The organism is Anoxybacillus sp. FSL W8-0382, assembly GCF_038003845.1.
Classification (GTDB): Bacteria; Bacillota; Bacilli; order Bacillales; family Anoxybacillaceae; genus Anoxybacillus; species Anoxybacillus flavithermus_G.
In genome coordinates this window covers 1,750,751-1,771,909 of the sequence record NZ_JBBOPX010000001.1, presented here as the reverse complement: position 1 = coordinate 1,771,909, position 21,159 = coordinate 1,750,751, and the positions used below count along the sequence as shown (strand labels likewise).

21 protein-coding genes are annotated in these 21,159 nt (G+C 42.9%); 19 read left to right on the top strand and 2 right to left on the bottom strand.

What is annotated here, in order from left to right:
• Positions 1-17 precede the first annotated feature (17 nt).
• From topA to NSS60_RS09225, 19 genes are all read left to right on the top strand, one after another.
• Positions 18-2,087: a type I DNA topoisomerase gene (topA, locus tag NSS60_RS09315; RefSeq protein ID WP_004891082.1), complete on the top strand. Its 2,070-nt coding sequence runs from the start codon at positions 18-20 to the stop codon at positions 2,085-2,087.
• A gap of 45 nt (positions 2,088-2,132) precedes the next feature.
• A complete protein-coding gene (trmFO, locus tag NSS60_RS09310) occupies positions 2,133-3,431 on the top strand; it encodes an FADH(2)-oxidizing methylenetetrahydrofolate--tRNA-(uracil(54)-C(5))-methyltransferase TrmFO (protein ID WP_064214144.1) in 1,299 nt (432 codons plus the stop codon).
• Positions 3,432-3,491: 60 nt separating this feature from the next.
• Positions 3,492-4,394, top strand: a complete 903-nt coding sequence (gene xerC, locus NSS60_RS09305; RefSeq protein ID WP_004891079.1) for a tyrosine recombinase XerC — start codon at positions 3,492-3,494, stop codon at positions 4,392-4,394.
• An 8-nt stretch (positions 4,395-4,402) separates the two neighbouring features.
• Positions 4,403-4,951 carry an ATP-dependent protease subunit HslV gene (gene hslV / locus NSS60_RS09300; protein WP_269767874.1) on the top strand — a complete coding sequence of 183 codons (549 nt, stop codon included), beginning with the start codon at positions 4,403-4,405 and terminating at the stop codon, positions 4,949-4,951.
• A 12-nt stretch (positions 4,952-4,963) separates the two neighbouring features.
• Positions 4,964-6,343, top strand: a complete 1,380-nt coding sequence (hslU, locus tag NSS60_RS09295; protein ID WP_004891077.1) for an HslU--HslV peptidase ATPase subunit — start codon at positions 4,964-4,966, stop codon at positions 6,341-6,343.
• Between the two features lie 12 nt (positions 6,344-6,355).
• The gene (codY, locus tag NSS60_RS09290; protein WP_004891076.1) at positions 6,356-7,135 is read left to right on the top strand and encodes a GTP-sensing pleiotropic transcriptional regulator CodY; all 780 of its coding nucleotides are present in this window, start codon (positions 6,356-6,358) and stop codon (positions 7,133-7,135) included.
• 141 nt (positions 7,136-7,276) lie between these two features.
• On the top strand, positions 7,277-7,657 hold the full coding sequence (flgB, locus tag NSS60_RS09285) for a flagellar basal body rod protein FlgB (RefSeq protein WP_004891075.1): 381 nt from the start codon (positions 7,277-7,279) through the stop codon (positions 7,655-7,657).
• 3 nt (positions 7,658-7,660) lie between these two features.
• A complete protein-coding gene (gene flgC / locus NSS60_RS09280; protein ID WP_004891074.1) occupies positions 7,661-8,098 on the top strand; it encodes a flagellar basal body rod protein FlgC in 438 nt (145 codons plus the stop codon).
• Between the two features lie 12 nt (positions 8,099-8,110).
• Positions 8,111-8,404: a flagellar hook-basal body complex protein FliE gene (fliE, locus tag NSS60_RS09275; protein WP_004891073.1), complete on the top strand. Its 294-nt coding sequence runs from the start codon at positions 8,111-8,113 to the stop codon at positions 8,402-8,404.
• A gap of 26 nt (positions 8,405-8,430) precedes the next feature.
• Positions 8,431-10,017 carry a flagellar basal-body MS-ring/collar protein FliF gene (gene fliF / locus NSS60_RS09270; protein ID WP_004891071.1) on the top strand — a complete coding sequence of 529 codons (1,587 nt, stop codon included), beginning with the start codon at positions 8,431-8,433 and terminating at the stop codon, positions 10,015-10,017.
• 13 nt (positions 10,018-10,030) lie between these two features.
• Entirely contained in the window at positions 10,031-11,041 is a 1,011-nt protein-coding gene (gene fliG, locus NSS60_RS09265; RefSeq protein WP_064214146.1) for a flagellar motor switch protein FliG, read from the top strand.
• On the top strand, positions 11,025-11,804 hold the full coding sequence (gene fliH / locus NSS60_RS09260; protein WP_340720795.1) for a flagellar assembly protein FliH: 780 nt from the start codon (positions 11,025-11,027) through the stop codon (positions 11,802-11,804). The genes fliG and fliH overlap by 17 nt, the downstream gene beginning before the upstream one ends.
• The gene (gene fliI / locus NSS60_RS09255; RefSeq protein ID WP_004891067.1) at positions 11,801-13,114 is read left to right on the top strand and encodes a flagellar protein export ATPase FliI; all 1,314 of its coding nucleotides are present in this window, start codon (positions 11,801-11,803) and stop codon (positions 13,112-13,114) included. Before fliH ends, fliI begins: the two co-directional genes overlap by 4 nt.
• A gap of 7 nt (positions 13,115-13,121) precedes the next feature.
• Positions 13,122-13,565 (top strand): flagellar export protein FliJ, encoded by a 444-nt coding sequence (gene fliJ, locus NSS60_RS09250; protein WP_064214148.1) that lies wholly within the window; start codon positions 13,122-13,124, stop codon positions 13,563-13,565.
• 6 nt (positions 13,566-13,571) lie between these two features.
• Positions 13,572-14,180 (top strand): MotE family protein, encoded by a 609-nt coding sequence (locus NSS60_RS09245; RefSeq protein WP_088223356.1) that lies wholly within the window; start codon positions 13,572-13,574, stop codon positions 14,178-14,180.
• 14 nt (positions 14,181-14,194) lie between these two features.
• Positions 14,195-15,634, top strand: a complete 1,440-nt coding sequence (locus NSS60_RS09240) for a flagellar hook-length control protein FliK (RefSeq protein WP_004891063.1) — start codon at positions 14,195-14,197, stop codon at positions 15,632-15,634.
• An 11-nt stretch (positions 15,635-15,645) separates the two neighbouring features.
• Positions 15,646-16,113, top strand: a complete 468-nt coding sequence (locus tag NSS60_RS09235; protein ID WP_004891062.1) for a FlgD family protein — start codon at positions 15,646-15,648, stop codon at positions 16,111-16,113.
• A 13-nt stretch (positions 16,114-16,126) separates the two neighbouring features.
• Positions 16,127-16,489: a TIGR02530 family flagellar biosynthesis protein gene (locus tag NSS60_RS09230; protein WP_004891061.1), complete on the top strand. Its 363-nt coding sequence runs from the start codon at positions 16,127-16,129 to the stop codon at positions 16,487-16,489.
• A gap of 76 nt (positions 16,490-16,565) precedes the next feature.
• Positions 16,566-17,888, top strand: coding sequence for a flagellar hook-basal body complex protein (locus NSS60_RS09225; RefSeq protein ID WP_340720794.1), 1,323 nt, complete (start codon positions 16,566-16,568; stop codon positions 17,886-17,888).
• A gap of 203 nt (positions 17,889-18,091) precedes the next feature.
• On the opposite strand, the gene NSS60_RS09220 is transcribed toward NSS60_RS09225, so the two are convergent.
• Together NSS60_RS09220 and NSS60_RS09215 are read right to left on the bottom strand one after the other, a co-directional pair.
• The gene (locus tag NSS60_RS09220; protein ID WP_088223251.1) at positions 18,092-19,465 is read right to left on the bottom strand and encodes an IS1380 family transposase; all 1,374 of its coding nucleotides are present in this window, start codon (positions 19,463-19,465) and stop codon (positions 18,092-18,094) included.
• Between the two features lie 312 nt (positions 19,466-19,777).
• Complete coding sequence (locus tag NSS60_RS09215; RefSeq protein ID WP_088223305.1) at positions 19,778-21,151, bottom strand: IS1380 family transposase; 1,374 nt, start codon at positions 21,149-21,151, stop codon at positions 19,778-19,780.
• Positions 21,152-21,159 lie beyond the last annotated feature (8 nt).

The following is a 21,159-nucleotide window of genomic DNA, read 5'->3' as shown; positions in this document are numbered from 1 at the left end:
TGAGGGAGGGCAAAATAATGTCAGACTACTTAGTCATTGTAGAGTCGCCAGCCAAGGCGAAAACGATTGAACGGTATTTAGGAAAAAAGTATAAAGTAAAAGCATCAATGGGTCATGTGCGCGATTTGCCAAAAAGTCAAATGGGCGTTGATATACAAAACGACTATGAGCCAAAGTATATTACGATTCGTGGAAAAGGCTCCGTGATTAAAGAGTTGAAGGCAGCAGCGAAAAAAGCAAAAAAAGTATTTCTTGCCGCCGACCCCGATCGTGAAGGGGAAGCGATCGCTTGGCATTTAGCACATGTACTTGATTTAAACATTGATTCACCATGTCGCGTCGTGTTTAACGAAATTACGAAAGATGCGATTAAACAGTCATTTGAGCAGCCGCGTGCCATCAATATGCATTTAGTTCATGCCCAGCAAGCGCGGCGTGTGCTCGATCGTCTCGTCGGCTACAATATTAGCCCGTTGCTTTGGAAAAAAGTAAAAAAAGGATTAAGTGCGGGGCGAGTGCAATCTGTTGCCCTTCGCTTAATTATCGATCGCGAAAAAGAAATTCAATCGTTTCAACCTGAAGAATATTGGACGATTCAAGGCACGTTCATGAAGGGAAACGACACATTTGAAGCGCAATTTTATCGCTTGAACGGTGAAACGTTCGACGTAAAAACGGAGCAAGACGTACAACATGTATTAAGCCACATTCAAGGAAACGAATTTGTCGTCACATCGGTAACGAAAAAAGAGCGAAAACGCAATCCTGTTGCCCCGTTTATTACATCGTCTTTACAACAAGAAGCAGCGCGGAAATTAAACTTCCGCACGAAAAAAACGATGATGGTTGCTCAGCAACTGTATGAGGGGATTGACCTTGGAAGCGAAGGAACTGTCGGTTTAATTACATATATGCGTACAGACTCGACGCGCGTATCAGAAAGCGCTCAACAAGAGGCAATGCAGTATATTGAACAGACGTTCGGAACATCATATGTAGCGACAGAAAAAAGAAAAGAAAAACAAAAAGCGAACGCGCAAGATGCGCACGAAGCGATTCGTCCAACGTCCGTCTGGCGTCATCCTAGCGCGATTAAGCCATATGTGACACGCGATCAATATCAGCTATATAAACTCATTTGGGAGCGTTTTATCGCGAGCCAAATGGCGCCGGCTGTGCTCGACACAGTAGCAGTGGAACTATCAAACGGAACTGTCATCTTCCGTGCGACTGGTTCGACGGTTAAGTTTCCTGGCTTTATGAAAGTGTATGTAGAAGGAACGGACGATCCGAAAGACGAACAACAACGACTATTGCCAGACTTTGTTGAAGGAGAGCGTGTATTTAGTAAAGATATTGAAGGAAAGCAACATTTCACACAGCCTCCACCGCGCTATACGGAAGCTCGGCTTGTGAAAACGCTAGAAGAGCTCGGCATCGGTCGCCCATCGACATATGCACCAACGCTTGATACGATTCAAAAACGGAATTACGTAACGCTTGAAAATAAGCGATTTGTCCCGACTGAACTTGGTGAAATTGTACTAGATTTAATGATGCAATTTTTCCCAGAAATTTTAGACGTTGAATTTACAGCGAAAATGGAAAAAAACTTAGACGACATCGAAGAAGGAAAAGTCGAATGGGTGCGCATTATTGATGAGTTTTATCGCGAGTTTGAAAAACGGTTAAAAATTGCGGAAGTTGAAATGGAAAAAGTTGAAATAGCCGATGAATCAGCAGATGTCGATTGCGAAGTATGTGGAAGCCCGATGGTGTACAAAATGGGGCGCTTCGGAAAGTTTATCGCCTGCTCAAACTTCCCGCATTGTCGCAATACAAAAGCGATCGTCAAAGACATCGGAGTGAAATGTCCGCGTTGCCATGAAGGGAACATTGTGGAACGAAAAAGCAAAAAGAAACGAATGTTTTACGGCTGTGATCGTTTTCCGACGTGCGATTTCGTGTCATGGGATAAACCGATCAGTCGTCCGTGTCCGAAATGCGGTGGCATGCTTGTTGAGAAAAAAGGGAAAAAGAGCGTGCACATTCAATGCACGCAATGCGAATATAACGAACAACAGTAAGGTGAGGCGCATACCCTCACCCATTTTATCGAGGAGGGAATATGAATGGAAGTAACAGTAATTGGAGCAGGACTAGCAGGAAGCGAAGCGGCGTGGCAGCTAGCGAAGCGCGGCATTCGTGTCAAATTGTATGAAATGCGCCCGGTGAAACAAACCCCAGCGCATCATACCGACAAATTTGCTGAACTCGTATGCAGTAACTCGTTGCGTGCGAATACATTAACGAATGCAGTTGGCGTGTTAAAAGAAGAAATGCGTCGATTAGACTCTGTCATTATGAAAGCAGCAGACTCTTGTTCTGTCCCAGCCGGTGGGGCTTTAGCAGTAGATCGTCACGAATTTGCTGCAAAAGTAACAGAAATGGTGGCAAATCATCCGAATGTGACTGTTGTGCGTGAGGAAGTGACGTCGATTCCAACCGGTCCGACGATTATAGCAACCGGCCCGCTAACATCGCAACCGCTTTCGGAACAGCTTCAAGCGTTAACAGGAGAAGCATATTTATATTTTTACGATGCCGCTGCACCGATTGTTGAAAAAGAAAGCATTGATATGGAAAAAGTATATATAAAGTCTCGCTATGATAAAGGGGAAGCGGCGTACATTAACTGCCCGATGACAGAAGAGCAGTTTGAACGATTTTATGATGCGCTCATTTCTGCTGAAACAGTTCCTTTAAAAGAATTTGAAAAAGAAATTTATTTTGAAGGATGTATGCCCATTGAAGTGATGGCACGACGCGGGAAAAAGACGTTGCTGTTTGGTCCGATGAAGCCCGTCGGTTTAGAAGACCCACGTACAGGGAAACGTCCTTTTGCCGTCGTCCAGCTTCGTCAAGATGATGCCGCTGGAACGTTATACAATATTGTCGGTTTCCAAACGCATTTAAAATGGGGGGCACAAAAAGAAGTCATTCGCCTCATTCCAGGGCTTGAACAAGCTGAAATTGTGCGATATGGTGTGATGCATCGCAATACGTTTATTAATTCGCCGAAATTATTAAAACCGACGTATCAATATAAAGAGAGGGAAGATTTATTTTTCGCAGGACAAATGACCGGTGTTGAAGGATATGTTGAGTCGGCAGCATCAGGACTTGTGGCGGGGATTAATGCCGCACATTATGTGCTCGGGAAAGAACTGATCGTATTTCCACAGGAAACAGCAATCGGCAGCATGGCGCATTACATTACGTCAGCGAACCCAAAACATTTTCAGCCGATGAATGCCAATTTCGGCTTATTTGCCCCGCTTGATGAGCCGATTAAAGACAAAAAGAAAAAAAATGAACGGTATGCAGAACGGGCGTTAGAAACAATTCAGAATTTTTTAAAAAAGTTGTGAAATTCATTGCAAGAGCTGCTAAATTATGCTACTATTTAGTAGCTCTTGTGAGGTGATCGAATGGAAAATGTGAATTTTACGTTACATTTGTTTATTGAATATTTACAAATAGAAAAAAATTATTCAGAATATACAATTGCGTGTTATAAGCATGATATTGGCGAATTTTTCGAATTTATGGAGCGCGAACAAGTCAAACGATTGCAAGACGTCTCTTACAGCGACGTTCGCCTGTTTTTAACGGAGCTTCATAAGCGGAAGCAATCTAGCCGTTCGATTGCCCGAAAAATGTCGAGTTTGCGCAGTTTTTATAAATTTTTAGTGCGTGAAAAAATCGTTTTTGAAAATCCGTTTGCCCTTGCTTCGTTGCCGAAGAAAGAACAGAAAATTCCACATTTTTTGTACCAAGACGAATTAGAACAGCTGTTTGTTGTTAATGATTTAAATACAGCGATCGGTCAACGAAACCAAGCCATCATCGAGCTGTTGTACGCAACGGGTGTACGGGTAAGTGAATGTTGTAACATTCGCTTATCACACATTGATTTTTCTGTATGCACCATTTTAATTTACGGAAAGGGAAATAAACAGCGATATGTCCCGTTCGGTACGTACGCCAAAGAAGCGCTCGAACGATATATACAAGACGGACGTCAGCAACTAATAAGCAAAGCAAAAGTGCCGACGGATGTGCTTTTTTTAAATGCGCGCGGTGGCGCGTTAACACCAAGAGGGGTGCGTCATATTTTAAATGACATCGTCGAACGAGCGGCACTTTCTTTGAAAGTAAGTCCCCATGTGTTTCGACATACATTTGCGACCCATTTGTTAAACGAAGGCGCTGATTTACGTTCTGTGCAGGAATTGTTAGGTCATGCACATCTTTCATCAACGCAAGTGTATACACATGTAACGAAAGATCATTTGCGCTACGTTTATTTACATTCCCATCCGCGGGCATAAAAAGGAGGATGTTTATGAGTCAATTTCATGCGACGACGATATTTGCGATTCGCCATCAAGGAAAAGGAGCGATGGCAGGCGATGGTCAAGTGACGTTCGGCAATGCTGTCGTGATGAAACATACCGCCCGGAAAATTCGTAAACTTTTTCATGGCAACGTGTTAGCTGGTTTTGCAGGAGCAGTGGCGGATGCGTTTACGCTGTTTGAAATGTTTGAAGGGAAGTTAGAAGAATATAACGGAAATTTACAGCGTGCTGCGGTTGAATTGGCGAAAGAATGGCGGAGCGACAAAGTGTTGCGCCGATTAGAAGCGATGTTGATCGTCATGGACGCCACGCATTTACTCCTCATTTCCGGAACGGGAGAAGTGATCGAACCGGATGATGGTATATTAGCGATCGGCTCAGGGGGCAACTATGCGCTAGCGGCAGGGAGAGCGTTAAAGGCGTATGCGGGTGAGCATTTAACAGCGAAGCAAATTGCAGAAGCTGCATTAAAAGTGGCGAGCGATATTTGCGTATACACAAACGATTGCATTATTGTCGAAGAGCTGTAAGGGGGGAGCGGCATGTTAACGCCAAAACAAATTGTTGAAAAGCTTGATCAGTTTATCGTCGGTCAGCATGAAGCAAAAAAAGCGGTGGCCATTGCGCTGAGAAATCGCTACCGTCGCAGTTTATTAGATGAAAAATTGCGCGATGAAGTCGTGCCGAAAAACATTTTAATGATTGGACCGACGGGCGTAGGAAAAACGGAAATTGCGCGGCGATTAGCGAAACTTGTTGGCGCTCCATTCGTAAAAGTAGAGGCAACAAAATTTACGGAAGTCGGTTATGTTGGTCGCGACGTTGAATCGATGGTACGCGATCTCGTTGAAACGTCTGTGCGCATCGTCAAAGAGAAAAAAATGAACGAAGTAAAAGATCGCGCGCAAGAGTTGGCGAATAAGCGTCTTGTTGAATTGCTCGTGCCTGGAAAAGCGAAGCAGCCGATGAAAAATCCGTTTGAACTTTTGTTTGGTGGTACGCAAGAGCAGGTGGATGGCGGGCACGAAGAACAGCATATTGCTGAGAAGCGGAGACAAATCGCTTGGAAACTAGCAAACGGTGAGCTGGAGGATGAATTGGTCACCGTGGAAATTGAAGAACAACAACCGCTCATGTTTGATTTATTTCAAGGCGCTGGCATCGAGCAAATGGGCGTCAATATGCAAGATATGCTCAGTAGCTTTATGCCGAAAAAACGAAAAAAACGAAAATTAAAAGTGAAAGAAGCCCGTCATGTACTAGCAAACGAAGAAGCGCAAAAGCTTATTGACATGGATGAAGTGACGCAAGAAGCGATTCGATTAGCTGAACAATCAGGCATTATTTTTATTGATGAAATTGATAAAATTGCGCGAAAAGGGCAAGCTGGTTCATCAGCTGACGTTTCGCGTGAAGGTGTGCAGCGCGACATTTTGCCGATTGTTGAAGGTTCAACCGTCATGACGAAATATGGACCAGTTAAAACGGACTACATATTATTTATTGCGGCCGGGGCGTTTCATATGGCGAAACCGTCTGATTTAATTCCAGAATTGCAAGGACGTTTTCCGATTCGCGTAGAATTGACGAAGCTTACCGTCGATGATTTTGTCAAAATATTAGTCGAACCAAATAACGCGCTGTTAAAACAATATGTTGCTTTACTTGCGACAGAAGGTATACAACTTGAATTTTCTGACGATGCTATTCGTAAAATTGCCGAAGTTGCTTTTGAAGTCAATCAACAAACAGATAACATTGGCGCGCGCCGTCTTCATACGATTATGGAAAAACTGTTAGAAGATTTATTGTACGAAGCACCAGATGTACATCTTGAAAAAATTGTTATCACCCCGCAGTATGTGGAGCAAAAACTCGGAAATATTGTGCGGAATAAAGATTTAAGTCAGTTTATTTTATAAGGAGGATGCAATATGAATTTACTTGAAAAAACAAGAAAAATTAATGCGATGTTACAAAACGCAGCTGGAAAACCAGTAAACTTTAAAGAAATGGCAGAGACGCTTTGCGAAGTAATCGAAGCAAACGTGTTCGTTGTTAGCCGTCGCGGAAAGCTGCTTGGCTTTGCGATTAAACAAACGATTGAAAACGAACGAATGAAAAAAATGTTAGCGGATCGTCAATTCCCAGAAGAATATACAAAAAATTTATTTAACATTACAGAAACGTCGCCAAACCTTGATATTCATAGCGAGTATACGGCATTTCCTGTCGAAAATAAAGATTTATTTAAAAACGGGCTAACGACGATCGTGCCGATTATCGGTGGCGGTGAACGTCTAGGAACGCTCATTTTATCTCGCTTAGATAAAGAATTTCACGATGACGATTTAATTTTAGCAGAATACGGAGCAACGGTTGTCGGAATGGAAATTTTGCGTGAAAAAGCGGAAGAAATTGAAGAAGAAGCGCGCAGCAAAGCTGTTGTTCAAATGGCAATTAGCTCGCTTTCGTATAGTGAATTAGAAGCAATTGAGCATATTTTTGAAGAGTTAGATGGGACAGAAGGATTGCTTGTTGCAAGTAAAATTGCTGACCGCGTCGGTATTACACGTTCAGTCATTGTTAATGCGCTTCGCAAACTAGAAAGTGCCGGAGTTATTGAATCTCGTTCGCTTGGAATGAAAGGAACGTACATTAAAGTATTAAACGATAAGTTTTTAACAGAACTTGAAAAATTAAAACATCATTAAAAACAAGAAGGCATCTTTGCAAGAAAGATGCCTCTTTTGTTAAAGTATGTGAAAAATAGTCCAATGTTCCCTATATACAATATGTAAATAATTTTTTACAATAAAGGTGTCGAACGGTGTCTTCACAAGGAGGAATATGTCGTGAAATTGTTTTCGAATACAATACAAATATTAGAACAAGGGTTAAATTATTCATCGTTGAAACAAAAAGTAATCGCCAACAACATTGCGAATGTCGATACACCGAATTTTAAAGCGAAAGACGTTCAATTTCGAACGGAATTCCATCAAGCATTGCAAGCGTACCGCACCGATCCACGCCATTTTGAGTTTAAAGGCGGAACAAGCAAATTTCTCGTGACAACTAAAAACGATCTCGTTTACACTCATAATAACAATAATGTCGATTTAGATAAAGAAATGTCGGATTTAGCGCAAAACCAAATTTATTACAACGCGTTAGTTGAACGGTTGAATGGAAAGTTTAACTCTTTGAAAACGGTCATTAAGGGAGGAAAATAATATATGTTTCAAAGTTTCAATGTATCCGCCTCTGCGTTAACAGCTCAGCGGTTACGCATGGATGTCATTTCTGCAAATATGGCAAACGTCGATACGACGCGGGCGAAAATGGTCGATGGGAAATGGCAGCCATATCGTCGCAAAATGGTTGTCATGCAACCAAACGAATCGTTTTCCTCTTTTTTAAACAAAGCGATGAACGAGCGGTCAGCAGGTGGAGTAAAGGTAACGAAAATTGTTGAGGATCAAACGCCATTTAAACTTGTCTATGACCCATCTCATCCGGATGCAGATGAAAACGGATATGTGCAGCTACCAAATGTTGATCCGTTAAAAGAAATGGTCGATTTAATGAGCGCCACACGCTCGTATGAAGCGAATGTGACGGTGTTAAACGCAACGAAAGGAATGTTAATGAAGGCGTTAGAAATCGGGAAATAGGGGGAATAAGCGATGATTGATCGCATCCAACGTACAGTTTTATCACCAGCTGTACAGCAGCAATCGATAAAGCCCGCGGAAGCACAACGGGCGTTTTCTCAATTTTTAAAAGAAGCGATTAACGAAGTAAATAAACAGCAAATGGAATCGGATCAGTTGACAACGAAGTTAGTAAAAGGAGAAAACGTTGATTTGCACAATGTGATGATCGCTTCACAAAAAGCAAGTGTGTCGCTTCAATTAGCAATTGAAGTGCGTAATAAAGTGATCGAAGCATATCAAGAAGTGATGAGAATGCAAGTATAGACCTCATGAGATAGCGGAGGAAGCATATGAACGAGCGATTAAAACAAGCGATAGAACGATTAAAATTGTTTTGGAGCGAGAGAACAAAACAACAAAAAATGATGGCTTTAGGTCTTGTGGGATTGTTGGTTGTTGCCGTTGCGCTTACCGCTTTTTTGGCGACGCGAACGAATTTTGTTCCTCTCTACAGCAATTTATCGCCGCAAGAAGCGGGACAAATTAAGGCAACGCTTGATCAGCGCGGTATTCAGTCGCAAGTTGCCGATAACGGCACGACCATTTTAGTGCCCGAACAGCTTGTCAATACGTTAAAAGTCGAACTAGCCGCTGAAGGCATTCCCGATAGCGGAAGCATCGATTATTCGTTTTTCGGAAAAAACTCTGGTTTCGGCATGACAGATAACGAATTTAACGTATTAAAAATTGAGGCGATGCAAACCGAACTTGCCAATTTAATAAAAAGTATCGACGGGGTAGAAGACGCAAAGGTGATGATTAATCTACCCCAGCCGACGATCTTTGTTGGCGACCAACAGGAAGAGGCATCTGCATCGATCGTTTTGAAAACAAAGGCAGGGTATAAATTTAATGAGCAGCAAATTAAATCATTATACCACCTTGTTTCCAAAAGCGTACCGAACCTTCCTACTGAAAATATCGTCATTATGAATCAATATTTTGAGTACTTTGATTTAAAAAATGAAGAAAATTTTTCGTCTGGCAAAACATTTGCTGAACAATATGAAGTGAAACAACAAATTGAACGCGACATTCAACGCCGCGTCCAACAAATGTTAGGAACGATGATGGGACAAGATAAAGTCGTCGTTTCTGTCACAGCAGACGTTGATTTCACGCAAGAAAATCGCCAAGAAGAGCTTGTTGAGCCAGTAGATAAAGAAAATATGGAAGGCATCGCTGTAAGCGTACAGCGCATTACAGAGACGTTTTCCGGTCAAGGGGCTCAACCAGGCGGCACAGCGGGCGTAGGGGAAAACGAGGTGCCAGGGTATGAAGGAGCAAATGGCGAGACAAACGGGGATTATGAGCGAATTGAGGAAACGATTAATAACGAGGTTAATAGAATAAAAAAGGAAATTGTTGCAAGTCCTTATAAAGTAAAAGATTTAGGCATTCAAGTGATGGTTGAACCGCCAAAACCTAATGATCCGAATTCGCTGCCTGCGCAAACGGTAGATGATATTACAAAAATTTTAGGAACGATTGTGCGTACGTCAGTCGACAAAGAAGTTGCGGGACAATGGACGGACAACGATTTGCAAAATCGCGTCGTCGTTTCTGTACAACCGTTTAACGGAAAAGTGCAGTTTGACGAAGAAACTACAACGATTCCGACATGGGCATATATAGCTGGTGGCGGAGCGCTTATTTTGCTTCTTGCTTTGATCGTCTTTTTATGGTTGCGCAAACGCAAGAAAGAAGAAATGGACGAACAACCAGTGCAAGAACAACAAGTGGCAGTAGAAATTCCAGACGTCAACGAAGAAGTCGAAACAGAATCCACATTGCGTCGCAAGCAACTTGAAAAACTCGCAAAAGAAAAACCAGAAGAATTTGCGAAATTGCTAAGAACATGGCTTGCAGAGGAATAAAGGAGGGGATTGTATGGCAAAAAAAGGCGAACTAACAGGAAAACAAAAAGCGGCCATCCTCCTCATTTCGTTAGGTCCTGACGTGTCAGCATCCGTATATAAACATTTATCTGAAGAAGAAATTGAAAAGCTAACGCTTGAAATTTCTAACGTTCGTCAAGTTGATGCTGAGAAAAAAGAAACGATTTTAGAAGAGTTTCATCAAATCGCCTTAGCGCAAGACTACATTTCACAAGGCGGTATTGCTTATGCGAAACAAGTGCTTGAAAAAGCGCTCGGTCCAGAGCAAGCGATGAACATTATTAATCGTTTAACGTCTGCCTTGCAAGTGCGTCCGTTTGATTTTGCACGGAAAGCCGATCCGGCGCAAATTTTAAACTTTTTACAAAACGAACATCCACAAACGATTGCACTCGTACTTTCGTATTTAGACCCTGCTCAAGCCGGCCAAATTTTATCTGCGCTTCCACAAGAAATGCAAGCGGATATCGCTCGCCGCATTGCCCTTATGGACCGCACATCGCCGGAAATGATTAATGAAGTCGAACAAGTGCTTGAACGGAAACTATCGACGACAGTTGTACAAGATTACACGCAAACTGGCGGCATTGAAGCTGTTGTTGAAGTGTTGAACGGTGTCGATCGCGCAACCGAGCGCGCCATTTTAGATGCCCTTGAAATTCAAGATCCAGAGCTAGCAGAAGAAATTAAAAAGCGCATGTTTGTATTTGAAGATATCGTTACGCTTGATAATCGTGCGATTCAACGCGTTATTCGCGAAGTGGACAATGCAGACTTGTTGCTTGCGTTGAAAGTGTCTAGCGATGAGGTGAAGGAAGTTATATTCCGCAACATGTCTTCTCGTATGGCGGAAACGTTCAAAGAAGAAATGGAGTTTATGGGTCCTGTTCGCCTTCGCGACGTAGAAGAAGCGCAATCGCGTATTGTTGCAGTCATTCGTCGTCTCGAAGAAGCGGGTGAAATTGTCGTCGCTCGTGGCGGAGGAGATGATATTATTGTCTAAAGTTATTAAAGCCCCTTTTGCTCGCACGTGTACCGAGCAACAGGCGGTCATTCAAGTGAGAAAAGTATGGTCTGACGTGCAGCAAGAAGAACATGAACAACCTGCCGAAACGATGATGCAACATGCACAAATGTTAATCGAGCAAGCCGAGCAACAAGCGGCAAATATTCGTCAAGAAGCGGACATGTATTACGCATCTGTCCAACAACAGATTGCAGAAGAACGGAGAAAATGGGAAGAAGAACGAAACGAATGGATAAACGAAGCGCGTCAAGAAGGATATGCGGTCGGTTTAGAACAAGGGCGCGAAGAAGGATTTCAACAGTACATGGAGGCAATTCGTGAAGCGAAGAAGATTGCACAATCCGCCAATGAACAGTTTTATCACATGTTGCAGTCGGCCGATGAAACGATTTTACTTGTTGCATGCAAAGTAGCGGAACGAATTATCGGTGAGCGTCTTGCTGAAAACAAAGAACATTTTCTTGGCCTTGTGAAACAAGTCATTCAAGAAGTTCGTGAACATGAAGAAGTGAAAATATACGTTCATCCGGCTTATTATGACGTTGTCGTTCGTCAAAAGGAGGAGTTAAAAGCATTATTTAGCCAAGACGTTCATTTGTTTATTTATCTTGATGAAACATTAGCTGAAACAAGTTGCATTGTCGAGTCGCCGTTTGGACGTATTGATGCAAGCGTTGACACGCAACTCGAGCAACTGAAGCAACAATTGCTCGAGCGGATCGAGGGGGCGGACGAATGAATTGGCAGGCACTTATCAATGAAATTGAGTTGCTCGATCCGTATAAGCGATTTGGCAAAGTGACGCGTGTGATCGGCTTAATGATTGAAGCAAAAGGACCAGAAAGTTCCATTGGAGATGTTTGCTATATTCATATTGGCCATAAAAAAAAGAAGAAAATTCAAGCGGAAGTCGTTGGATTTCGCGATGAATACGTACTATTAATGCCATATGCAACCGTTCAAGATATTGCCCCCGGTTGTATTGTAGAGGCAACGGGGGCTCCACTTGAAATAAAAGTCGGTTCAGCGCTTGTCGGACGTGTTATTGACGCATTAGGAGCCCCGCTTGACGGTCAACCGCTTCCAAAAGGATTGACGGCTGTTCCAATCGATCGCCAACCGCCCAATCCAATGACGCGTCCTCCGATTTCAGAGCCGATTGAAGTCGGGGTGAAAATGATCGATAGTTTATTAACGGTCGGAAAAGGGCAACGTGTCGGTATTTTTGCTGGTTCTGGCGTTGGAAAAAGTACGTTAATGGGGATGATTGCTCGCAATACAAATGCGGATTTAAACGTCATCGCACTCATCGGTGAACGCGGACGCGAAGTGCGAGAATTTATTGAACGCGATCTTGGTCCCGAAGGATTAAAACGCTCCATTGTCGTTGTTGCGACATCTGATCAGCCTGCCCTCATGCGCATCAAAGGAGCGTATACAGCGACAGCCATTGCGGAATATTTTCGCGATCAAGGACTTAACGTTATGCTGATGATGGACTCTGTCACGCGTGTGGCGATGGCGCAACGTGAAATTGGACTGGCGATCGGAGAACCGCCGACAACGAAAGGATATACGCCGTCCGTTTTTGCGATTTTACCAAAACTACTTGAACGGACAGGAACGAATGAACATGGGACGATTACCGCTTTTTATACGGTGCTCGTTGATGGCGATGATATGAACGAGCCGATTGCTGATACCGTTCGCGGCATTTTAGATGGTCATTTCGTATTAGAACGCCAACTAGCCAATAAGGGTCAATATCCAGCAATTAACGTATTAAAAAGTGTAAGCCGCGTCATGAACTACATTGTCACGCCAGAGCATCGAAAAGTGGCAGAAAAGTTGCGTGAGTTGTTGGCGACGTATGTGCAGTCTGAAGATTTAATTCAAATCGGTGCCTATAAACGAGGATCGTCGCGAGAAATCGACGAAGCGATCCGTTATTATCCGAAAATTATTTCGTTTTTAAAACAAGATGTTCATGAATGTTATACAATAAACGAAAGTGTTCAACAGTTGTTTCAACTTATCGAACAAGGGTGAATAGGCGATGACATCATTTCAATTAACGAAAATTTTAAATTTAAAAGAGTATGAAAAACAAAAAGCGCTACACGAATATGAAGAGGCGCGCCGTCGCTTTGAAGAAGTGGCAGAAAAACTGTACCACTTTTTAAAACAAAAAGAAGACTACGAGGAACAACATAAACAACAATTACAATCAGGGTTGGCTGTTCAACATATCCGTTCGTTTCAACAATTTATGAACAATTTGCAGCGCATCATCGACCATTACCAGCATCTTGTTATGCAAGCGCGTCAACAAATGGAGTTGAAACAACTAAAGTTAGTTGAATTGAATGTAGAGGTGAAAAAATACGAAAAAATAAAAGAAAAACATGATGAAATGATCGCGCAACAAATGCGAATTGCAGAACAAAAGCAAATGGATGATATTTCAATTCAACAATATTGTTATCGAGAAACAAGGTGAGCGTCAATGGAACAGTTTGAAAAAGATGAAGAAACGAAAAAAACAAGCAAGTTGCAATGGTTTCTCTTTGTCGTCTTCATCCCGCTTTTATTTACGATCTCGGTTGTTTTGTTGATTTTAACATTCTCTGGCATTAACGTATTTGAACAAGGGAAAAAATATGCAAGTCAATTGCCGTTTGTTTCGCAATGGATTGAAGGAACAGAAGCAAACGAAAAAAAGAAACTAGAAGAGCAAATCGTTGAGCTAAAAGCAACCATTGTTGAGAAAGAAAAGGAGCTTACAAAAACGAAAGATACTATAAAAGAAAAAGATGCAGAAATTGATGCGCTTAAGCAAGAAATCGCACGTTTGCAGACGGAAAAAGAACAAGCGCAACAGCCGACAACACCGTCAACAGAGCAGACAGATGCTACGCGTGTAGACGTTGTGAAAATGTATGAAACGATGTCACCAAAAAAAGCAGCGGAAATTATTCCGCAAATGTCGGATCAAGAAGCGGTTCATTTATTATCAAAGTTAAAAACAGACAAAGTGGCGGCCATTTTAGAAAAAATGGATGCACAAAATGCGGCGAAATATACGAGCTTGCTTGCGAAAAAAGCGAATAATTGAAAGGAGGTGAAAAAATGAATATCGCGGCGATTTCTTCCATGGCTCCATTCAGCGGATCAAATCAACAAACGACTGTTGAAACGGGCGATGGACATGCATTTGCTCATTTGCTTTCCTCGTTGCGTCAAAAATCGGAGTCGGTACAACCGTTGTCCGAACAGTCGGAAGCGATGCAACGAATCGATTGGGAACAGTTGCAGCAATGGTTTGCTCAACTTCCTGTTCATGACGGGTATGCAGACAAGCACATATTATCAACTGAAATAATACAATCGTTTCTTTCTCTTTTACCAGAAGAAACGAAAGAGCAAATTGTTCAACAATTTTCAGCTGAGCCACCGTTTGAAACGATGTTTTCAGCGTCCGATGATCATGATGAAAAAGATGAACTGATGCTCATCATTGCTTTGTTTCAACTAAAACAAAAGCAATGGACGATTCCAGAACCAATAATTGAACAGGCACGTGCAACGTTACGCCATTTGTTTGAGGCACATGATGAGCGAAGTGGAACAATTACAACGATGATTCAAACGATGATAGACAGCCAAAAGCGATTAGTCAACGAATTTCGTACGGATAGCGATCAAGGCAAAGCAATTCAATTGATGACGGAAACAACGATAGACAGCCAAAAACGATTAGTCAACGAGTTTCGAACGGATAGCGATCAAAGCAAAGCGATTCAATTGATGCCGGAGACAACGATAGACAGCCAAAAACGATGGGAAACGAATGAAAACATACAACATGGTGAAACATGGAAATCACTTTTATTTGCTCGTGAGCGGTTAGCTCCAAATGTCGAACAACGTTTAACAGATGGAAACGTAAACGATGAAGCGTTGCAAAAATATTCAGTACGTTCTTATGCGCAATCAACAAATACACGTTTCCAAACAGAACAATCACCTGATTCTGTACAGAAGAAAGTTGTACAATTGCCACAAGAGCGCAAACAATGGACGAGTCAGTTGTCTCATTTGGTGCACGCTGTTCAACAATCAGATGATAAACATGTCCCGTTTGACCGACCAACGATTGATACGACGAATGAAACACCGTTTGTCGCACAGTTTGAGCGAATTGTTCGTTCAAGTCAATTCACGCGATGGAAAAACGGCAATGCACAAATGCTGATTCGCCTTCATCCTGAACATTTAGGATATATAACAATTAAGCTTATTCAACAAAAAGGGAAGCTAACGGCAAAAATGATTACGTCTACAGAAGCAGCGAAGCAGCTAGTTGAACAACATATTCATCAGCTAGCGCATATTGCTGATCATATTACGGTAGAGCAATTCAATGTGTTCGATCAAGCTAAATTTCGCGACCATGCATTCCACCAACAAAAGCAGCAACAGCAGCAACAACAGCAAAAAGAAGAAAAAAAGCAGCCTGATCAATCGTTTGATGAATGGTTAAAAGAGTTGTTTCATTTCGACGTGTAGAGGTGATAGTTGTGACAGCGATCGATCCAAGTTTGCTTTTATCGCAACGCCAAGTCGCGCAGCGTGAAACAGGAAAAAGTTCGCTAGGAAAAGATGATTTTTTAAAAATTTTAATTGCCCAATTGCAACATCAAGATCCGTTAAATCCGATGGAAGACCGTGAATTTATTTCACAAATGGCAAACTTCTCATCGCTTGAGCAAATGGTCAATATGTCAAATATGATGAGCAAGTTTATTGAATCGCAAACGAGCACATCAGAAAAACTCGGCAGCACGTTAGATGCATTGCAAAAGCTTATGCAACAACAATCTGCACCGTCGCTCGCTCAATATAGCGAATGGATTGGCAAAACCGTCACATGGGATGAACAAAGCGGTGTAGTGAGAGCTGTCGTCCAAAAAGGAACAGACATATGGTTAGAGCTTGAACAAGGAGAAACGGTGTTAGCCTCTCGCGTCACAAAAGTGTCGCAATAAAGGAGGTGAAGAAATGGATCGCATTCAGTTTTTTCCGCACACCCCATTGATTCCGGCGAAAAAGCAGACGGTTGTTTCAACGGAGCGGCAATCGTTTCGCGATGCGCTTGCTGAAGCAGGACAAGTATTAAAAATAAGCAAACATGCACAACAACGTTTGCAAGAACGAAATATTCACATTAACGATGAACAATGGGCGGTCATCGGGCAAAAAATTGTAGAAGCAAAACAAAAAGGTGTGCGCGACTCGCTCGTTATTACAGATGAAGCCGCCTTAATCGTGAGCGCTGTCAATCAAACGGTTATTACAGCGATGCATCGTGAAGAAGCACAGAGCCAATTGTTTACAAACATTAACGGAGCCATTATTATATAAGGCTGGACCTTTACAGGAAGCCTTTGAGCGTGTGGAATGACAGAAGCCGCTCAAACAAAGAAAAGGAGAGGATTATATGTTACGTTCCATGTTTACTGGTATTGGTGGTATTCGCAACTTCCAATATAAATTAGACGTCATTGGTAACAATATTTCTAACGTCAATACGTACGGCTATAAAAAAGCGCGCGTCACATTTAAAGATCTCGTTTCCCAACAAATTTCCGCCGCGACATCATCGACAGGAACGCGCGGAGGAATTAACGGAAAACAAATTGGTTTAGGAAGTGGACTTGGTTCGATCGAAACGATTCATACGCAAGGATCGACGCAAACGACGGCACGTCCGCTCGATTTGGCGATCGGTGGCGACGGCTTTTTCGTTGTCGGTTCGATTAATGATGTCACATTAATTAGCATGGATGAACCAGCTGGAAAGCTCGGAACGAATAAAGTGAATACAGGTGTGCCGATCGACCGCGTGTTTAACTTAAGCTTTACACGTGCAGGGAACTTTTATTTAGATGAATACGGCTATGTGGTAAATGCAGACGGGCAATATTTAATCGGGGAAGCAGCGATTAAGACGTTACCTTCTGACAAAAATCTCACTCAAGTTAACAATCTCAGAACACAGCTTGATAACTTTGTTAATGGACGAGATGGACTAGTTAATTTTGTGCAAAATTGGAAAAATAATTTTGATCCTTCTTCTTCGTTTACTAACTTTAATAAGTTTATCGGTGACTTTAATAAGCAAATCGATGTTATGAATGAGAGTGTTAGGAACTTTAACGACGCCGTTTCACCAAAAGCAAACATCAATAACATGACAAAAATTCCGAATAATGGATGGCCGAATACGTTAGATCAGGCCGAAAAAATGATGGGACCGTACTTAGAGCAAATTAGCGGTTTTGTGGAAAGCGTCCAGCAAGTATTACAAGATTATAGTGAACCGAAATACGGAAATGTGACTAGCTTTGAGCCAGGACTCATTCAAATTCCAAAAACAGCGAAAAGTTTCGGGATTACAGCGGATGGAAAAGTAACGTTCATCGATAGCAATGGACAATTAAAAATTGCAGGTCAAATTTTATTAGCGCAATTTCCAAACCCAACAGGTTTAGAAAAAATGGGCGGCAATACGTTTAAAGAAACAAACAACTCCGGTAAGCTCGACCGAAATGCTAACGGGTTAACGATTAATGAGTTATCACGACCTGGTTTAAACGGTGCAGGTGAAATTATTTCTGGAGCGCTTGAAATGTCAAACGTTGACTTATCCGAAGAGTTTACCGAAATGATCGTCGCGCAACGCGGATTCCAAGCAAACACGCGCATTATTACAACATCGGATGAGATTTTACAAGAATTAGTTAACTTAAAGAAATCCTGAATCCGTGATGGTTGGAAATCAACTTTGATTTTGGTGTTAGTTCTATGGATATATGATCCATACATCCCTTTTTTTGATGATTCCCTGCACCACTTTCATGTTTGAAAACGAGATAAATCCTCTTTTATGGAGATACAAACCAAAAAAGAGACAAAAAAAGTACAGGGGGGAGTGATGGATATGAGTACCCGAACATCTGTTTGTTATCTTGCCTCTTTCCATTTTTGATACACATTCAGTAGGAGTATACTGTACCCACTCCTTCGCGTCAGTTTCATCCAGATCTGTCGTGATCGGCGGACGAGTCGACCTGCCATCGTGATCACCGTCTGAATGATCGTCTTGATGCGGCGGCGTTTCACTTTATGATGTAATGGATGTCTCGGATCGCTTAATAGATCTTGTCCAATCAGGCGAAGAAGGTTGTACACGAATGCTCCCATGACTAACACGAGCGCATTCGTTTTCATCTTCCCTGATGGAAGTCGCTCTAAATCTAAGTCGCTTTTCAGTTCGCTATGAAACTGTTCGCATGTCGCATGATCGTGATACAATGCGAGCACATCACTCATTCGAACATGCTCGTATCCTTCGAGGCGCACCCAGTAGCTTTCGACTTCGTAATCAGGAACGAGCATCAGCTGTCCATTTCGTTCCATCGTTCGTTCCGTCACTTGGGTGACTTGAACGTACGTATACGTGTGTCCATCGATTGCTGCTGTCTGTGGAAGGCATAACTCATACGTTTGTACTCCTTCTGTTTGTCCATCATCGACGCGTCTGCCCTTTTGCGAAGCGATCTGGAACCAAAGCGCTTTCGATTCTCGGCGTAAGTTTCGCTTGATGACAAAGTCCACGTCTTCCTTTAGACATACGTGCACATTCGCTTCCGCATCGTTTCCTGCATCCATGCGGACAAGCAGACGAGACGAGGTCAGCGGACGAGCTCGACGGATGGCGGTAGTTAAAAACGAAGGCATGTTGTCTTGTACATGTTGTTTCCCTGGACGCAGCTCGGCATGAACGATATACCCTTCCTTCCCTGCGTACGCAAACAACGGCGTAAAACCGTCAAATCCTTTATACGTTCGACTCACTCCTTCTTTCTTCGTATCGGAGTTGTCAAATGGGGAAGCATCTATATCAAGGGGAAGCCATGTCGTTTTCCCTTTCGCCCAACAAGGGGACAAGGTAGCGTGTTGTCGAACCAACAGACGCATCGATTCCTCCCAAATGATGGTTTCGATCATCGGAAGACAAGCGAGCTGATCGAGACGCTGTCGCAACGTTGGGGAGGAAGGTACGTGCCGAATGCCCATTGATGTCGAAAAGATATCGTCCTGACGATACGCTTCGATATGATCAAAATCCGTTTTTCCTGTGGCAAGCAAGCCAATCATCGAGCGAATGACATCGCTATGGGAAATGTGCACATCTCGACGAACCGTTGGGAGCCGAAGGGCGTTTACTCGTTTATCCAGCTTCGTTTGGTGCAGTAAGTAGCCCACGAGAGCAAGCCCAGCACTTGGAGTAATCGCTTCATCTGTCAATACAAACCGAATCGGGAAATCTTTCATCACATTCACCTACTTGATGAAGAATCGTCAACGTCGTTTTCCCTTATCGTATCAACGGTTTGCATCCATTGTAAAGATGTTTTGTCACGGATTCAGGAGAAATACCTGAATCCGTGATGGTTGGAAATCAACTTTGATTTTGGTGTTAGTTCTATGGATATATGATCCATACATCCCTTTTTTTGATGATTCCCTGCACCACTTTCATGTTTGAAAACGAGATAAATCCTCTTTTATGGAGATACAAACCAAAAAAGAGACAAAAAAAGTACAGGGGGGAGTGATGGATATGAGTACCCGAACATCTGTTTGTTATCTTGCCTCTTTCCATTTTTGATACACATTCAGTAGGAGTATACTGTACCCACTCCTTCGCGTCAGTTTCATCCAGATCTGTCGTGATCGGCGGACGAGTCGACCTGCCATCGTGATCACCGTCTGAATGATCGTCTTGATGCGGCGGCGTTTCACTTTATGATGTAATGGATGTCTCGGATCGCTTAATAGATCTTGTCCAATCAGGCGAAGAAGGTTGTACACGAATGCTCCCATGACTAACACGAGCGCATTCGTTTTCATCTTCCCTGATGGAAGTCGCTCTAAATCTAAGTCGCTTTTCAGTTCGCTATGAAACTGTTCGCATGTCGCATGATCGTGATACAATGCGAGCACATCACTCATTCGAACATGCTCGTATCCTTCGAGGCGCACCCAGTAGCTTTCGACTTCGTAATCAGGAACGAGCATCAGCTGTCCATTTCGTTCCATCGTTCGTTCCGTCACTTGGGTGACTTGAACGTACGTATACGTGTGTCCATCGATTGCTGCTGTCTGTGGAAGGCATAACTCATACGTTTGTACTCCTTCTGTTTGTCCATCATCGACGCGTCTGCCCTTTTGCGAAGCGATCTGGAACCAAAGCGCTTTCGATTCTCGGCGTAAGTTTCGCTTGATGACAAAGTCCACGTCTTCCTTTAGACATACGTGCACATTCGCTTCCGCATCGTTTCCTGCATCCATGCGGACAAGCAGACGAGACGAGGTCAGCGGACGAGCTCGACGGATAGCGGTAGTTAAAAACGAAGGCATGTTGTCTTGTACATGTTGTTTCCCTGGACGCAGCTCGGCATGAACGATATACCCTTCCTTCCCTGCGTACGCAAACAACGGCGTAAAACCGTCAAATCCTTTATACGTTCGACTCACTCCTTCTTTTTTCGTATCGGAGTTATCAAATGGGGAAGCATCTATATCAAGGGGAAGCCATGTCGTTTTCCCTTTCGTCCAACAAGCGGACAAGGTAGCGTGTTGTCGAACCAACAGACGCATCGATTCCTCCCAAATGATGGTTTCGGTCATCGGGAGACAAGCGAGCTGATCGAGACGCTGTCGCAACGTTGGGGAGGAAGGTACGTGCCGAATGCCCATTGATGTCGAAAAGATATCGTCCTGACGATACGCTTCGATATGATCAAAATCCGTTTTTCCTGTGGCAAGCAAGCCGATCATCGAGCGAATGACGTCGCTATGGGAAATGTGCACATCTCGACGAACCGTTGGGAGCCGAAGTGCGTTTACTCGTTTATCCAGCTTCGTTTGGTGCAGTAAGTAGCCCACGAGAGCAAGCCCAGCACTTGGAGTAATCGCTTCATCTGTCAATACAAACCGAATCGGGAAATCTTTCATCACATTCA

Excerpts from the sequence above, each read along its gene's own strand:
- trmFO (WP_064214144.1), top strand. The coding sequence starts at position 2,133 with ATGGAAGTAACAGTAATTGGAGCAGGACTAGCAGGAAGCGAAGCGGCG.
- codY (WP_004891076.1), top strand. The coding sequence starts at position 6,356 with ATGAATTTACTTGAAAAAACAAGAAAAATTAATGCGATGTTACAAAAC.
- NSS60_RS09215 (WP_088223305.1), bottom strand. The coding sequence starts at position 21,151 with ATGAAAGATTTCCCGATTCGGTTTGTATTGACAGATGAAGCGATTACT.
- NSS60_RS09240 (WP_004891063.1), top strand. The coding sequence starts at position 14,195 with ATGAATATCGCGGCGATTTCTTCCATGGCTCCATTCAGCGGATCAAAT.
- fliH (WP_340720795.1), top strand. The coding sequence starts at position 11,025 with ATGATATTATTGTCTAAAGTTATTAAAGCCCCTTTTGCTCGCACGTGT.
- fliF (WP_004891071.1), top strand. The coding sequence starts at position 8,431 with ATGAACGAGCGATTAAAACAAGCGATAGAACGATTAAAATTGTTTTGG.
- topA (WP_004891082.1), top strand. The coding sequence starts at position 18 with ATGTCAGACTACTTAGTCATTGTAGAGTCGCCAGCCAAGGCGAAAACG.
- NSS60_RS09230 (WP_004891061.1), top strand. The coding sequence starts at position 16,127 with ATGGATCGCATTCAGTTTTTTCCGCACACCCCATTGATTCCGGCGAAA.
- fliE (WP_004891073.1), top strand. The coding sequence starts at position 8,111 with ATGATTGATCGCATCCAACGTACAGTTTTATCACCAGCTGTACAGCAG.
- fliG (WP_064214146.1), top strand. The coding sequence starts at position 10,031 with ATGGCAAAAAAAGGCGAACTAACAGGAAAACAAAAAGCGGCCATCCTC.
- hslV (WP_269767874.1), top strand. The coding sequence starts at position 4,403 with ATGTTTATGAGTCAATTTCATGCGACGACGATATTTGCGATTCGCCAT.
- NSS60_RS09245 (WP_088223356.1), top strand. The coding sequence starts at position 13,572 with ATGGAACAGTTTGAAAAAGATGAAGAAACGAAAAAAACAAGCAAGTTG.
- fliI (WP_004891067.1), top strand. The coding sequence starts at position 11,801 with ATGAATTGGCAGGCACTTATCAATGAAATTGAGTTGCTCGATCCGTAT.
- flgC (WP_004891074.1), top strand. The coding sequence starts at position 7,661 with ATGTTTCAAAGTTTCAATGTATCCGCCTCTGCGTTAACAGCTCAGCGG.
- NSS60_RS09220 (WP_088223251.1), bottom strand. The coding sequence starts at position 19,465 with ATGAAAGATTTCCCGATTCGGTTTGTATTGACAGATGAAGCGATTACT.
- NSS60_RS09225 (WP_340720794.1), top strand. The coding sequence starts at position 16,566 with ATGTTACGTTCCATGTTTACTGGTATTGGTGGTATTCGCAACTTCCAA.
- fliJ (WP_064214148.1), top strand. The coding sequence starts at position 13,122 with ATGACATCATTTCAATTAACGAAAATTTTAAATTTAAAAGAGTATGAA.
- xerC (WP_004891079.1), top strand. The coding sequence starts at position 3,492 with ATGGAAAATGTGAATTTTACGTTACATTTGTTTATTGAATATTTACAA.
- hslU (WP_004891077.1), top strand. The coding sequence starts at position 4,964 with ATGTTAACGCCAAAACAAATTGTTGAAAAGCTTGATCAGTTTATCGTC.